Origin of the sequence: Bacillus sp. BD59S (assembly GCF_007363175.1) — a bacterium.
Taxonomy (GTDB): Bacteria; Bacillota; Bacilli; order Bacillales; family Bacillaceae_G; genus Bacillus_A; species Bacillus_A pacificus.
The window spans coordinates 2,035,694-2,050,557 of record NZ_CP034686.1 but is presented as its reverse complement, the minus strand read 5'-3'; the positions used below and the strand labels follow the sequence as shown (position 1 = coordinate 2,050,557).

Here is a 14,864-nt window from a genome sequence, read left to right as displayed (position 1 = left end):
GGTTGTTTTAGTTTTCCTCTCCATTTCTTTTTTATGCATAGTTTATTAAAAAATATAATTGTTAATTGTTTCTTTCATCGTTGGAATATCTTCATTCGTTATTGTAAAGCGCATCACTTTCTCATCAAGATCAAGTGCTTCTGCAAATAAACCTGCTAATCCGCGAGATTTTCTGTCTACTTCCATCATAATCTCTAGACGATCGTAAGCATTTGGCAAGATCAACAATTCTAGTTCATCTAATTTCCCATAATACTCTCCGGAAACAGGAACAAACTCAAATTCTTGTGCGAATGGAATTTGCTTACGTAATCGATACGGTAATTCTTCACATTCTATATGACGCGCTTTAAAACCTAATACCAACGCTTACTAAAAACTTTTGAAACATGGATCCTCCATCCTTTCTAAAGCAAAAGCTACATCTTTTTTTAAATCTTGTACATTCTCATAGTACGGCGTTTTTATTTGTAACATTCGCATCAACATTTCACGGTTGTAATTTTCTAAAGTTAATTCGTCATACCATGGGTTTTCATGTTTTTCATTAGATTCATAGCCTGCATATAATAAAAATAACGAGAAATGACCAAGTGCATAAAAATCACTACGAAAGTGAACTTCTCGCATCAAAGCTTGTTCACCTTCATAAGTTGTAGCTCGTTCATCCCCCTCATCTTTCAATTTCGCCAACCCAAAATCAATAATACTAACTTGGTTTTCTTTCATTAATATGTTTGGAATGCGTAAATCTCGGTGAATAATACCTTTACTATGAAACACCGATACAATTTCTAAAATTTTATATAAAATTTTAAAAACTTCACGTTCTGTATATACATGCCCATCCGAGAAAATATAATCTTCGAAATTTTTACCAGGCATATATTCCATCACAAAAAAGCTTTTTTTCTCCCATACGAAATGATCGTATAAACTAGGGATTGCATGATAATTTAATGTTTGTAAAATCATTTTCTCTTGTTCAAATGATTTTCTACCAGACTCATATCTTTGTTTACTTTGTCTTAATTGTTTTAAGACTTTATATTTATTTATTTGTAAATCATTAACGACATATGTAACCCCATAACTGCCCATTCCAATTACTGATTCAATTTTATACCGTTCTGCCACAATTGTATTTTTTCGCAGTGGTCTATCTAATAAAGCTAGTATACGACGCCATTTCATCAGCTACTTGAAAAGAAGCTACGGCTTTTACGTTTTCTTTTATAATGATGATGCCCATAACCAGATGAACGACGTTTATAATCGCTACTTGAATAAGAGCGACCTCTATGGCGATAATCACTACTAGAATACGAACGATATTTTTTCTTTCCTAATAAAGAATCAATAATTTTTTTGAACATCCCTTCACCTCTTGAGTAAAATTTTCTTTTAATTATACCAACTATTGCTGGCTAGATTTGTGACAAGTTTGTAAAGAGTAAAAAACGACGAGTTAAGCCCGTCGTTACTTTCACTCATCCTCTTCATCAAACACTTCATCAATCATACATTTCTCTAATAAATACTCGAATGTAATATCTGCAAGATCTTCAATTTCTTCTCGTTTTGGGACGTATCCTCTTTCAATTAGTTGCTCATAAAAAAACTCCGCAATCTCTTCCGTATCAATTACGACTTCAATTTCCTTCATGAGCATCACTCCTTTATTTCTGTTTTATGAAAAAATCTCAAAATTATGTATATGAGATTAGAAAAATAGTTTTTCTTTTTTTATAGGTCATATCCTTTGGACGAGGTGCATACGATGGTAGTACAAGCTATCAAAAGGGGGAAATAATTATGGAATATCAATACGAGGTAAAGCAAGAAGTAGGGCAAACAAAAGAAGAGTTCATGCATGAAGATCAATGGGCAGACTCTCTTATTAAATGGCTTTTTATTTTTTTAATAGTTGTAGGCATACCTTATACTGCATATGTTGTTGTTCAATTCATTCTCTCTTTCTAGTTAACTATTTTTTCTCTGTCAATTTAACTAAATAATTATGAACAACATCCATAACAATTTTGTATTCTTCATCTTTAAATGTATCAAATAACAATTGGTAATCGTTATAAATATCAAGTAATCCATCAATGATTTCTTGACGATTTGTCTTAACACTCACTTTTTTTGAGTTGTTAATTGACTTTAATTTTCCTAAATCTAATTTATTCATACCTGCTTTATCTTGTTTCATTTTCTTCAAAATTGCATTTGCCGTTTGAGCATTAGCAAGTAACGTTAAATCTGACTCATCCGCTTCTAACCATTCACCATCCGTAATTCGTGATAGTTCATATATTGTATCTTCCCATGCGTCATTTTTATATCTCCATACTTCTGTACGAAAACCAACAATTCGAAACACATCTTTATCGTATCCTGTTACTTGCACGAGATCACCAAATGTGAAATTATAGTTTAATTCAATCCACTCAGTTTCACCTTTTTTCATATCTTGCTCAGTAACATGCTGCAACGTTTGCTCTACGTAAAATCCATCGTGATTATTGACTTCGTATACGTAAACTCCATCTAAAACCTTCATATTTGTGATTTTACCAACGGTTCCATATAGCGTAATCACGACTATGTCCCCTACGTTATATTTAGGTTGCTTTTTCCTTGCCATCTATATCTCTCCTTTTTTTGACGTCGTGATTTTGATAACAGTATATGCAACCTACATCAAAACGCTTATCACAGAAGCGTATATTCATAAATTTTTTCAATAAAAAATATCACCATATGAAAATTTATTTACAACGTAAAAAAGCTAGCAAATAGACTAGCTTCACGTCAAAAAAGTTCATATAGTTTTTATCTATCTTGTATGTATAAATCCCACGCTTCATCAAATATAGACATACTTGCTAGCATTCCACTTAGCTCTAAGTATGAACTAATTTCATCATAATCTTCAGATTGCTTTGGAAAGCTTAAATCATCGTACATTGCCTCTGCTAAATTCGATATTTCATTACTAAATAAAGCTGCACGATGCTTCATCATATAGTGGTAAAATGTCTTTTTCAAAAATATTCCCTACCTTTCTAACTTGGGTACATTATACAAGGCAAAAAAGAAAAAAACCAGCATAAAAGCTGGTTAAAAGTCAAAATAATTTCTTTTTAATAGACGTGGTCTTCCCATTAATTCTTCATATGTTAGTTGTTTTGGTAAATCTTTCGTATAAATTAAAAACAATTGATCTTCTATTTCTTTCACTGTTTGATCTGATTGATAGTCCATACCACATGAGGAACAAGAAATGCATGGTGTCTCTTGGATTTCAATGGCTTTCGTACCATCTGGCAATTCCCAATATACAGTATTTAAGCTTTCTTTTGCTTCTGTACTGTCACACCACATACAATTCATACTGCATCACCCTCAGTTTTTTTGTCGTTTTCTTCTAATTTAGCCATTTGTGCTTGATATTTTTTATCTTTCAATTGGTCGCGCTTATCACGTTTATCTTTTAATGATGCATGCGTTTCATTATCTTCATAGTCTTTACGACGATTCATACGCTGTAAATCGTCTGGAACAAGGTTAAATTTCTTATCGCTCATAAGACCCGCAATACCAACATCTGAACGTTTTTCTTCGTAGTTTGGATAGATTTCTTTAAAGTATCCTTCCGCTCTTCCTGGAATGTAGCTTTCTGGCTCTGGATACGTTGTAATAACACCTTCAAAGTTACGAAGTACAACTTTATCTGCACTTTGTGAGATTAAATAGTTTGGCTGAAGCGCAATTTTACCGCCCCCTCCTGGTGCATCAACAACGAATGTTGGTACTGCATAACCAGACGTATGTCCGCGTAAACCTTCAATAATTTCAAGACCTTTAGATACTGGTGCACGGAAGTGACCGATACCTTCAGATAAGTCACATTGATAAATGTAGTATGGACGTACACGGATTTTCACTAAGTCATGCATAAGTTTTTTCATAATTGGAACGCTGTCGTTAATACCAGCTAAAATTACTGCTTGGTTTCCGACTGGAACACCAGCATTCGCTAACATTTCACATGCTTTTTTCGATTCTTCAGTAATTTCAATAGATGTATTGAAATGTGTATTTAACCATACTGGATGATATTTTTTAATAATGTTACATAAGTTTTCTGTAATACGCTGCGGGAATACTACCGGCGCTCTCGTTCCAATTCGAATAATCTCAACATGCGGAATCTCTCGTAAATTTTTTAATACATATTCTAAAATTTTATCGTTAATAAGAAGACCATCACCACCAGAGATTAATACATCTCGTACTTGTGGTGTTTCACGAATGTAAGCAATTGCATCATCTAATTGTTTCTTCGGCACACCCATTCCAATTTGTCCACTAAAACGACGACGTGTACAGTAACGACAATACATAGAACATTGATTCGTTACTAAGAATAATACACGGTCAGGATAACGATGCGTTAACCCTGGAACTGGCGAGTCTTCATCTTCATGAAGCGGATCTTCTAAATCATATTTTGTTTTATATAACTCTTCCGAAATCGGTACAGATTGCATCCGAATCGGACAGCGTGGGTCATCAGGATTCATTAACCAAGCATAGTACGGTGTAATATTTAACGGGATCGTTTTCGTTGAAATTTTAACGCCCTCTTCTTCATCAGGTGTTAAGTTAATCACTTTCTTTAAGTCATCTAACGTTTTGATCGTATTCGTTAATTGCCAAACCCAATCATTCCATTGCTCTTCAGTAACATCTTTCCATAATTCGATATCCTTCCAGTGACGATTTGGTTTGTATACATCATGTAACATTGCTATTCCCCCTTTTTATACGCTCATCCTTTATATAAGCAATAGTTATGCCAACTTTACTTTATTGATAAGTAAATGTACGGAGAACCCTATTATATAAGCGCAAAAAATATTTTTAAGCGCTGTATGAAATTCATACATACTATCATATTCATTACTTTTTATATATGTAAACGCTCTTTTATTGGTGCAAACACACAAAAACCGCCAATTATTCGGCGGTTTTGTCGTACTTACTCAGTTTATATTGAAGCGTCTGACGAGGGATACCTAACATTTTTGCAGCTTGTAATATATTCCCTTCCGTTTCAATTAACGCTTGATCTATTAATTCTTTTTCCGTTTGATGAAGTGCTTCTCTAAGAGGCAATATGCTCTTCTTCTTTGGAAAACTCTCTTTCCGAAATGCACGCGGTAAACAATTGGCTGTTAATGTATTCCCTTCTGCAATAATGACAGCATGTTCAATCGTATGTTTTAACTCCCGAACATTTCCAGGCCATTGGTAAGCTTGTAGTCTTTCCTTCGCTTCCTTATCCATTTGAAGTACACCTTTTTTATAACTTTTATTATATTCTTTCAAAAAATAAGACGCTAACAATAATACATCCTCCGTTCTTTCACGGAGCGGCGGAATATATAATGAAAAGACATTTAATCGATAGTATAAATCAGTGCGAATTTTATTCTCTTTTAAACATATTTCTGGTGGCTGATTCATTGCGGTAATAACGCGAACATCTACTTTTCTCGTCTTATTATCACCAATACGACGAATAACACCATCCTCTAATACACGTAGCATTTTCGCTTGTAAATCGAGTGGCATTGAATTCAGTTCATCTAAAAACAATGTCCCTCCATCTACAAGTTCAAATAATCCCGCTCTTTCAATTGCCCCCGTATAACTACCTTTCGTCGTTCCAAACAATAAACTTTCTAATAGAGACTCTGGCAAAGCAGCACAGTTTTGTGCAATAAACGGCTTGTTCTTCCGCTTAGAAGCTTCATGAATCGCTTGTACAAATAACTCTTTCCCTGTTCCTGTTTCCCCATATATTAAAACATTCGCATCAGTTGGGGCTACTTTTTGTGCTAATTCTTTCGTCTGTTTAAACCGAGCATCATTCGTCACGATCGTCTCAAATGCAACATCCTTTTTGATCGCTTTTTTTCTAGATGACCGCTTTATTTTCGACTGCAAATCGACTATTGTATCCGTAAGCTTTTGTACTGTCGAATAATCCTTTGCAATTTCAACAGCACCAGCAATATTTCCATCTATGAAAATAGGTAACGTCGTATTTACTGTACAAATGTCTTCCCCATTTAAGTTTTGATAATGCTGCACTTGATGAACGATTGGTTTTTTTGTATCTAATACTTTCATCAACGTACTTGTTTCCCTAGATAAAGAAGGGAACGCTTCTAACAAATGTTTACCTAACACTTTTTCAATTTTTGATCCATCATGTTTTGCAGCTACAGTATTATAGAAAATTGTAATACCATTTTCATCTACTGCGTGTATAGCCTCATCAATACTGCCCAAAATCGCTTCAATGACTTCTTGTGTCGAAACTGCTAGCAATGTCATCCCCCCTCTTGCCGAAAATCCAGCAAATACTATGCCGAATTTTCGGCATACCTATGTGCGATTATAAGCATGATGATTCCGTTCTATTTTTATAACGTACTATTTAGACAAATCTTTTACCCATATATTCATATCTTCTAGCTTATCAAAAATGTAGCAATTGTTCGCCAATCTTCCTGTATACGTATAGCCTAACTGATGAAAGGCTGCATTCATTCCGAAAGAAAGCGATCGAGCAATTGTATAAGAACAGAAAATCGATTTTTCTTGAAGTTCCTCTTCTAACTTAATTAATAAACTTTTCATAAACCCATGTTTACGATATTCGGGTAAGGTCGCACAATTCGTTAATTCTGCATTTCCTTCTTTTATATTCATTTCTGCAGACGCTGTACTAATTATTTTCCCCTCGAATTCATACACATAGTAAATTGTATCGTCTTCTTTCATCGTTTGTTTTACATAACTCGCTTCGTTTAATGGAGTTGGATACACTTCAAATACTTCTCCAAAGACTGCTGCTAATTCTTCTGCATCCTCTTCTGTCGCTTTTCTTAGTAGAAATTTCTCTGGGACTATTTTTTCCTTTACCTCTTTTGCTTTTACACCGCTTAAAATAGTATCTTCCTCAGCCCAATGAATACTATTGCGTCTTTCATCATTATTAAATTTCACGAAGAAGTATGCATCATGACCTTGAAAATAATGTGGTAATGTTGCTTCTAATAAAAAACCGAAAGAGAGCCATGTGGAAACATGCTCTCCCTTTCCTTTAACAATACATTTAGTGAAAGAATGTTTCTCTGCTAATTCATCAATTGTTTGGATGATCCTCTCAACATTTCCTGTATAGTGGTCTACTCGAATACGTTTATTAAAATAGTCCAAAACACCTTCTACTGTATAGCCATTTGTCTGTTCTCTAAAAGATTCATAGTATTTCATTTTTTCACCTCACACCAATCTAGTAATGTACATGCAATAATTTTTGCGGCAGCTATCATTTTATCAACTTCTATATATTCGTTTGGATAATGCGCTACTTTCGTTTCTCCCGGGCCAAATACTATCGTTGGTACACCTGCGATTTGTGTAAATAAGCCTCCATCAGTCCCCCACGGGGATGCTTCAATAATCGGTTTATTCCCTTCGATTTCAACAAAGTTATGCTCGAGTGTTGTAATTAACTCATGATTTTCTTCTAGTTCACCTGGAACCCATCTTGCACCAAACCATTCTACTTCTACAGGATTTTCAACAAACCAATTGTCCACATCATTTAATTCCGTGATCCAATTCTCGAACTCTTCTTTTGCTGCCCCTATAGTCTCATTCGGCGCAATACCGCATCTTCCTTCTAAAATTAACGAATCAGGAACAGAACTTGGCCAGCTCCCGCCTTCAATTTTCCCAATATTAATTGGAATCGGAATCGGGATTCCTTTAAATAATGGGTCTGTAATTCGGTCATTTCTCTTCTCTTCCAGCTTTCTCAAATGATCTACAACAAACATACTTTTTTCAATTGCACTTATACCTTCATAACGCGTTCCACCGTGTGCTGCTTTCCCTTTCACATGTAGACGAAACCACATGGACCCTTGTTGTTTCGGGAAAAACTTCATATTTGTCGGTTCTGGAATAATAACACCATCTGCCTTATATCCTCGCAATATAGTCGCTAATGTTCCTGCCCCACCACTTTCTTCTTCTATTACACTTTGAAAATAAATATCTCCTTTTAATTCAATACGAGATTCAATAATTGCTTCCATGGCAAGCATTAGTGCAACATTGCCGCCCTTCATATCTGTCGTTCCTCGACCATATATACGATTTCCTATTTTCTCACCACTATAAGGATGATGGTCCCACTGATTCACATCTCCTTCTGGTACGACATCAATATGTCCATTTAATATCATAGATTTTCCGTCGCCGCTTCCCTTAAGGGTTGCCACAATGTTCGGGCTATCTGAAAAACTTGTACGCGGTGATACAAAATAAGGATGATCTTTCATTTTAGAAAATGATGGCTCCCATATATCAAGATCTAAACCTAGCTCACGTAATTTTTCAATTACAATTGCTTGTGCACCACTTTCATCACCAGATACGCTCTTTTCTTGAATTAATCGTTTCAAAAATTTTACACTTTCTTCTTCATGACTCTCAATATAATCACAAACTTGTTTTTTTAATTGCTCCATATATTACATCTCCCCTCATTCAATTACTAGTAAATTAGAACCAATTTTAAAATCTGCTTCTGTATGTTGTTTTATATCTTCCACTGTGTATGGGCTCATTAATTCTTGTAAAATAAGTCCATCCTGCGTCACTTCCATTACTGCCATATCCGTAATAATTAAATCTACACATTTTTTTGAAGTTAATGGTAATGTACACTCCGAAACAATTTTCGCATTTCCGTATTTATCGACATGATTCATCACAACAACGACCCGCTTCGCTTTTTGAGCTAAATCCATTGCTCCTCCAATACCTGGAACGCGTTTCCCTGGAACAATCCAGTTTGCTAAATCACCATTCTCACTTACTTGTAATGAACCAAGAATCGTTATATCTAGTAAACCTTTTCGAATCATCCCAAACGCTGTGCAACTATCAAAATAACTTGCTCCTGTAATAAGAGAAGTTGGCAAACCTGCTGCGTTACATAAATTTTCGTCTTCATTTCCTTTACTTGGCGTAGGTCCCATACCTACAATTCCATTTTCTGCATGAAACATAACGTTTATATCGTCAGGCAAATGATTCGGTACAAGCGATGGTATACCAATTCCTAAATTTACAATCATACCATTTTGTATTTCTTTCGCTGCACGTCTAGCAATCTTATCTCTCACTTCTACGCCCATACCCATTTCCAATTCACTCCTTCCGACGGTACGATATAATTTACAAATACTCCTGGGACAACAATTTCTTCTGGATCTAAACTTCCAAGTGGAACAATTTCTTCTGCTTCTACAATCGTTATATCCCCGGCCATAGCTACGTGAGGGTTCATGTTACGAGCGCTCTTATCAAACACAAGGTTACCGAATGGATCCGCCTTTTTCGCGTATACAATCGCAACCTCAGCAGTTAATGCTGTTTCAACTAAATATGTTTTACCATTCATTTCAACAGTACGTTTTCCCTCTTCTACAATCGTATCAACACCTACATCAACTAATACGCCACCAAGCCCTACACCACCAGCGCGAATACGCTCTGCTAATGTTCCTTGGGGAGAAAACTCAATTTGTAACCTTCCTTCGTTTAGTTGTCTTCCTGCATTTGGGTTTGAGCCGATATGAGAAGTAATTAATGATTTTACTCTTTCATTCGTAACGAGACGACCGATTCCTACATCAGGAAATCCCGTATCATTTCCAATTAAATTTAAATTTGTAACTCCTTTTTCTAAAATCGCCTGTATTAAAGATGGAGGGGATCCAATCCCCCCAAATCCCCCAAACATTAATGTCATATCATCGTGGAATAAAGAAATTACTTCCTCTATCTCTTTTAATTTACTGAATGTATTCGTAATAGTTGTCATGCGATACTATGCCCTCCTTTTTGCATCATTTCTTCCACACTTTTTGCAAAAATTGAAAGTAATTCATCTAACTCGGAATATGTAGTTGTCATTGGCGGTGCTACAAGCAGTGCACTATCTTCTTTTCCTGCTTGCCCTGAAACAGCTTGGTATAAAAGAAGACCATTTTTAGCTGCAACCGAAATAAGTTCTGACGCCTTTGTAAACGGTTGCAATTCTACACCAATCAGCAACCCTTTTCCGCGCACATCAGCAATGATTGTCGATTGTTGCTGAACTTTCTGTAATCCTTTTATTAAATACTCTCCCTTTTCCGCTGTTTTTTCAGGTAGATTATGTTTCTCCATATATTCAATAACAGCTAGAGCTGTTGCTGCAGATAATGGATTTGCACTTAACGTATGCCCACTCATAACAGAACGCGATCCTCGTAAAATTGGCTCCATAACACGGTCACTTACAACCGTCGCTGCCATCGGTGTGTATCCAGCTCCTAAACCTTTACCAAGGGTCATAATATCCGGTTCTACACCCCAATGCTCCATCGCGAACCATGCACCAGTACGACCAAGCCCAGTCATTACTTCATCAGCAATAAATAAAATATCGTAATGACTACAAATATCTTTAATAACTTTATAATATTCTTTCGGCGGAACGACTGCACCTCCAGCTGCTCCAATAATCGGTTCAGCAATAAAAGCCGCAATATGTTCTGCTCCAATCCTTTCAATTGATCTTTCTAGTTCAGTCGCACAAGCAAGCTGACAAGTTGGATATACCTTTTGCACCGGACATCTAAAACAATATGGAGCTGGAATAGTTGGATAATCTTCTAAAATTGACACAAAACGTTGTCTACGCAGTGGATGCCCAGACATTGATAAGGCTCCCATCGTAATACCGTGATAACTCATCCATCGTGACAATATTTTATGCTTCCCTTGAATACCCCGCTCTTGAAAATGCTGAATCGCAATTTTCATAGCTGTTTCATTTGCTTCCGTACCACTATTTACAAAAAAGCTCCAGTTCAAATCTCCTACACTTAAATCGCTTAATTTCTTAGCTAATTTTTCAGCTGGTTCACTCGTAAACTGTGATCTATAAACGAAAGCAATCTCCTCTGCTTGCTTTTTGATAACGTCCGCAATCTCCTTTACGCCATGCCCAATACCTGCCGTAATTGCTCCTGACGAGCCATCAAAATATTTATTTCCGTTTTGATCATACAAATACACACCTTTTCCATGTGAAATCATTGGATACGGCTGACCAACAAGTGGTTTAATTAAGTAATCGCGCATAGCGCTCCCCCATTTCTCCAATTTGTATATATATATGAAGAAAATTGACGTTTCTTTCATAAAAAAGAACCCTCTGCGAAAGCAGTGAATTTATCAAAAAACTATTATAAAATATACAAATGAGTGCTAAATACCAATTTTAAAAACAGAAAATTCAGAACTTAATTCAAAGACCAACCCTTATCTATACGCTCAAGTAACCCTCCCTTATATAAAAATTAACGCTTCACTAAATATTTTTCTAACATAATGCCAGCTTCCCTCAAATACCGACATTGTGTAAACTTCGACGAAACTCCCTTTAAACTCCTTCCTGTTCTCCTACTTTATATTGCATATTTTCAAACAAATCTCGACAATTAATCCTACTAAATGCATAGCAATTATTTTTTGTAGAACCCAATATTTCACATACATTCTCCTCCATTTATACAATAAAAAAAGAACCGATTAACCACATTAATCAGTTCGGCACGACGCTCTTTTATCAGTTAATACCGTCACTTGCTAACGTAAATAGAAACAATAGTATTACAAAATCACAATTCATCCTACAATATAAAGCACAAAACCGTCCATAACTCCATTCACAATTCCTTGCGGGATATCCCCATCCCAAGGTTTCATTCCTTTCCTTAATTTCAAACTACCTTTCCTTTATAATTTATGTAGGACAATTATTACTTTGTATGTGTATTTGCCCATAATTAAAAAAATCCCCAGTTTCCTAAGGGTTTCAGGACATGGTTTCGACATGTCACGTGTAATGCTCTCAAATTTTTCATTTCGAAATACACACTTCCTCAGCCAATATGGATGATATATTGTTGTATCCTCTAGAAAATTATAACTCTCGTTCACCTAAACTTATCCTTAAAAAATACTTATTATTAATTTTCAATCTTTCACCTTTAAAAAACAAATTTTTTTCGCATAACCTCATTCTTGCTAAGCATATAGTTTTAATGATGACAAAGGAGGAATGTTCATGTCTCAATCTGAAATCGAAAAATATGGACAAGAAGCTGCACGTTACGAACATCTCGCTCGTTACTATCAATTTCATAATCCAAAAAAATATGTAGAACTATATATGAAATATTATGATGCGCTTACGAATCTTGTACAGGCATACGAAAAAAGAGATTCACAAGAAGCTGCTTTACCATCGCACATAAGATTTTTTCACTCTGCTTCAAATACACCTGCCGTTGACATTTTAGTAAACGGGCAAAAGGTAATTAAAAACATTTCATTTAAACAATTTAGTCCCTATTTAACATTAGTACAAGGTAAGTACCGAATAGATATTGTTCCTGTCGGAAATGAAACGCCCAACTTTTCAGCTTTAGTACCAATAATGGGAAATCACACTTATACTTTTGCTGCAATAAATAGTGATAATCATCTACAATTACAGCCTATGCTTGATAATACTCATTTACCAACAGGCCAGGCAAAAATACGCTTTGCGCACTTTTCTCCCGATACCTCTGTTGTAAATGTAAGTTTAAAAGGTGGCGATCATTTATTTGAAAATGTACTCTTTAAACAAATAACAGATTTTTTAGAAGTTAGCCCTGGTACAGCGGATATAGAAGTTTCACTCGCAGATAATCAAAGTGTCTTGCTAACTATACCGGATTTCAAAGTCGAACCGAACATTATTTATACAATTTCAATTTTAGGTTATTCAACGAAAGATCCTAAATTAGAAGCTGTTATACTTACGAATTAAAACAGTCTACACCATTCATTTGGTGTAGACTGTTTATTTTTGAAATGCAATTTGAAATTCTGTCCAATCATTATCTGAACGACACATGATGGACCCATTATGTTTTTCTACAATTTGTTTACATACAAATAACCCAATACCAGTTCCTAACTTTTTAGTAGTTACAAATGGTTCAAAAATCGTTTCTACATTTTCAGCTGGAATCATTGGCCCGTTATTTTTTATTACAATTCGAATCGATTGATCTTCTTCAAATACATCAATGATAATTTTTCGTTCTTCTTTCATTGATTCAAGAGCGTCAATTGAGTTCATTAATATATTTAAAAATACTTGTCTCACTTCACTCCGATAACCAGTAAGAGGAATTGGATATGGCAAATTCTTTTCAATAGAAACATTTGCATTGACCAAACTTGGATATAAGAACTGTATAATGTCTTGAAACAAATCATTTAGCCAAAACCGTTCAGATTCAGTCCACATTTCTTTTTTCGATACGAGTAAAAATTGCGAAATGCGAAAATTTAATTGGTCTAATTCATGAGAAATAATATCTAAATACGATAAACTAGGATGGTCTGCCTTTAATAATTTGACAAACCCCATAATGGAAGTAAGCGGATTACGAAATTCATGTACAAAACTAGCTGACATTTGTCCTAAAATCGTCAGCCTTTCTTTATGTGTTTCGTTAATATATTGCTGTTTTTCCTCTAAATTTCTTGATATAATTTCCGAGTATTTTAAAACAGTATAATAAATTAATTTGTCAAAACAAGTATGTATTTGGGCCATAATTGGTTTCAATTCACGTGCACTAACATCTAATTCACACATCGCTTCGAAAAGCTCATTTCTTCCCACATTTGCATTATAAACAAAATCACCTATATTCGCATCTGCTCCTGCACGTTCAATAGCAATTTTCTCGCATAATGGCTGAAGATAATTTATATCTTTTTCTTCCATAGTAAGTTCAATAATAAACTCTAATAAATCCTCTCCATTTTGAACTGCTTCTAGTCTAAATGGATCTTTATCGGAAATTATCATTTTGTTTTTCCAGTTCTCAACGAATTGGTGCCTGTTGTTTTTCAAGTGCGAACAAAATACTTCTTTAATATCCTTATCGATTGGAAAAACCTCCATTCCTCCATTTCCATGCGACGAACACCCTTTATATTTTGAATATTAACACAAAAAACAAGATTCGTTAATAGATTATTGTCACATTTTGTTAATATGTGTTGATAAAATTTTTATAACCTTATTAATTGTTTAGATTGTTACATTCCATTTTCCTTCCTTTCATTCAAATTTTTTATATTCGATGCGACTTTTTTTGCATCCTGCTTCATTCTTTCGTACAATAGAAAAGGAAAGGTGTGAAAAATATGGTAAATAAAAATGTGGAAGATTATCTCCAAGAAGGCATTTACGGCCAAAAGCAGAACAAACCAGAAGAACGTAATATGTATTTAACTACATTACGTGAGCGTGTAGAAATCGCTTTAACTATCGGTCAAGTAATGCAAAGTAATGTATATTCTGAAGTAGCTAATAGCATGCGCTCTTCTCAATCATTACAAATATTCCTAAATGGTGGCATTGCTTACCCACATTTATCAAAATACATTAAATTAGCGAATGAAAAAAATGTTCCTTTTACAATTGTTCAAAATAAAGGGATAGAAACACCAATTGGTTTAGTATTATCTCATAGCACTGCTGTCGACAAAGAACAAATTTATGTAGAAGATGCTGTTTTCAAACAAGAAATGAAGTAAAAGGTACACTTGATTAAATGAAATCATTCTAAGAAACGTAAAAT

General features: G+C 34.8%; 17 protein-coding genes and 1 pseudogene. 3 read left to right on the top strand and 15 right to left on the bottom strand.

The features are described 5' to 3' along the window. Positions 1–45: 45 nt before the first annotated feature. The 4 genes and pseudogenes from EKQ63_RS12610 to EKQ63_RS12595 all read right to left on the bottom strand — a co-directional run. Positions 46–360: pseudogene (locus tag EKQ63_RS12610) on the bottom strand (sporulation protein); the annotation flags it as partial. Between the two features lie 12 nt (positions 361–372). Continuing rightward, positions 373–1,194: a serine/threonine protein kinase gene (locus tag EKQ63_RS12605; protein WP_087994824.1), complete on the bottom strand. Its 822-nt coding sequence runs from the start codon at positions 1,192–1,194 to the stop codon at positions 373–375. Further along, complete coding sequence (locus tag EKQ63_RS12600; protein WP_000473370.1) at positions 1,194–1,376, bottom strand: hypothetical protein; 183 nt, start codon at positions 1,374–1,376, stop codon at positions 1,194–1,196. Before EKQ63_RS12600 ends, EKQ63_RS12605 begins: the two co-directional genes overlap by 1 nt. A gap of 110 nt (positions 1,377–1,486) precedes the next feature. Beyond that, entirely contained in the window at positions 1,487–1,666 is a 180-nt protein-coding gene (locus EKQ63_RS12595; RefSeq protein ID WP_000658451.1) for a YozD family protein, read from the bottom strand. A 149-nt stretch (positions 1,667–1,815) separates the two neighbouring features. Here EKQ63_RS12595 and EKQ63_RS12590 point away from each other — a divergent pair, with 149 nt between their 5' ends. Continuing rightward, complete coding sequence (locus tag EKQ63_RS12590; protein ID WP_061686205.1) at positions 1,816–1,983, top strand: DUF3930 family protein; 168 nt, start codon at positions 1,816–1,818, stop codon at positions 1,981–1,983. A gap of 4 nt (positions 1,984–1,987) precedes the next feature. Here the strand turns inward: EKQ63_RS12590 and EKQ63_RS12585 are convergent, their stop codons facing one another. The 10 genes from EKQ63_RS12585 to EKQ63_RS12540 form a co-directional block, all read right to left on the bottom strand. Beyond that, positions 1,988–2,650: a hypothetical protein gene (locus tag EKQ63_RS12585; protein WP_000101501.1), complete on the bottom strand. Its 663-nt coding sequence runs from the start codon at positions 2,648–2,650 to the stop codon at positions 1,988–1,990. Positions 2,651–2,838: 188 nt separating this feature from the next. Further along, positions 2,839–3,054: a YozE family protein gene (locus EKQ63_RS12580; protein WP_001972299.1), complete on the bottom strand. Its 216-nt coding sequence runs from the start codon at positions 3,052–3,054 to the stop codon at positions 2,839–2,841. Between the two features lie 72 nt (positions 3,055–3,126). Then, the gene (locus tag EKQ63_RS12575; RefSeq protein WP_000995764.1) at positions 3,127–3,399 is read right to left on the bottom strand and encodes a YokU family protein; all 273 of its coding nucleotides are present in this window, start codon (positions 3,397–3,399) and stop codon (positions 3,127–3,129) included. Next, positions 3,396–4,817, bottom strand: a complete 1,422-nt coding sequence (gene ablA / locus EKQ63_RS12570; RefSeq protein WP_001972296.1) for a lysine 2,3-aminomutase — start codon at positions 4,815–4,817, stop codon at positions 3,396–3,398. Before ablA ends, EKQ63_RS12575 begins: the two co-directional genes overlap by 4 nt. A gap of 211 nt (positions 4,818–5,028) precedes the next feature. Then, positions 5,029–6,414, bottom strand: a complete 1,386-nt coding sequence (rocR, locus tag EKQ63_RS12565) for an arginine utilization transcriptional regulator RocR (protein ID WP_087952440.1) — start codon at positions 6,412–6,414, stop codon at positions 5,029–5,031. A gap of 99 nt (positions 6,415–6,513) precedes the next feature. Next, complete coding sequence (ablB, locus tag EKQ63_RS12560) at positions 6,514–7,359, bottom strand: putative beta-lysine N-acetyltransferase (RefSeq protein ID WP_000878622.1); 846 nt, start codon at positions 7,357–7,359, stop codon at positions 6,514–6,516. Further along, positions 7,356–8,624, bottom strand: coding sequence for a peptidase (locus EKQ63_RS12555; RefSeq protein ID WP_087994825.1), 1,269 nt, complete (start codon positions 8,622–8,624; stop codon positions 7,356–7,358). The genes ablB and EKQ63_RS12555 overlap by 4 nt, the downstream gene beginning before the upstream one ends. Before the next feature lie 15 nt (positions 8,625–8,639). Then, positions 8,640–9,302 carry a CoA transferase subunit B gene (locus EKQ63_RS12550; RefSeq protein ID WP_000525280.1) on the bottom strand — a complete coding sequence of 221 codons (663 nt, stop codon included), beginning with the start codon at positions 9,300–9,302 and terminating at the stop codon, positions 8,640–8,642. After that, positions 9,287–9,985, bottom strand: coding sequence for an acetate CoA-transferase subunit alpha (gene atoD, locus EKQ63_RS12545; protein WP_000208119.1), 699 nt, complete (start codon positions 9,983–9,985; stop codon positions 9,287–9,289). The genes EKQ63_RS12550 and atoD overlap by 16 nt, the downstream gene beginning before the upstream one ends. Beyond that, positions 9,982–11,292, bottom strand: coding sequence for an aspartate aminotransferase family protein (locus EKQ63_RS12540; RefSeq protein WP_001205894.1), 1,311 nt, complete (start codon positions 11,290–11,292; stop codon positions 9,982–9,984). Before EKQ63_RS12540 ends, atoD begins: the two co-directional genes overlap by 4 nt. Positions 11,293–12,280: 988 nt before the next feature. Here EKQ63_RS12540 and EKQ63_RS12535 point away from each other — a divergent pair. Further along, positions 12,281–13,030 (top strand): DUF4397 domain-containing protein, encoded by a 750-nt coding sequence (locus EKQ63_RS12535; protein ID WP_143881090.1) that lies wholly within the window; start codon positions 12,281–12,283, stop codon positions 13,028–13,030. A 33-nt stretch (positions 13,031–13,063) separates the two neighbouring features. Here EKQ63_RS12535 and EKQ63_RS12530 read toward each other — a convergent pair whose 3' ends face one another. Then, the gene (locus tag EKQ63_RS12530) at positions 13,064–14,182 is read right to left on the bottom strand and encodes a BA2291 family sporulation histidine kinase (protein WP_000451748.1); all 1,119 of its coding nucleotides are present in this window, start codon (positions 14,180–14,182) and stop codon (positions 13,064–13,066) included. Positions 14,183–14,427: 245 nt separating this feature from the next. Between EKQ63_RS12530 and EKQ63_RS12525 the strand changes: the two genes are divergently transcribed. Then, complete coding sequence (locus tag EKQ63_RS12525; protein ID WP_087952437.1) at positions 14,428–14,820, top strand: YueI family protein; 393 nt, start codon at positions 14,428–14,430, stop codon at positions 14,818–14,820. Positions 14,821–14,864: the final 44 nt, after the last annotated feature.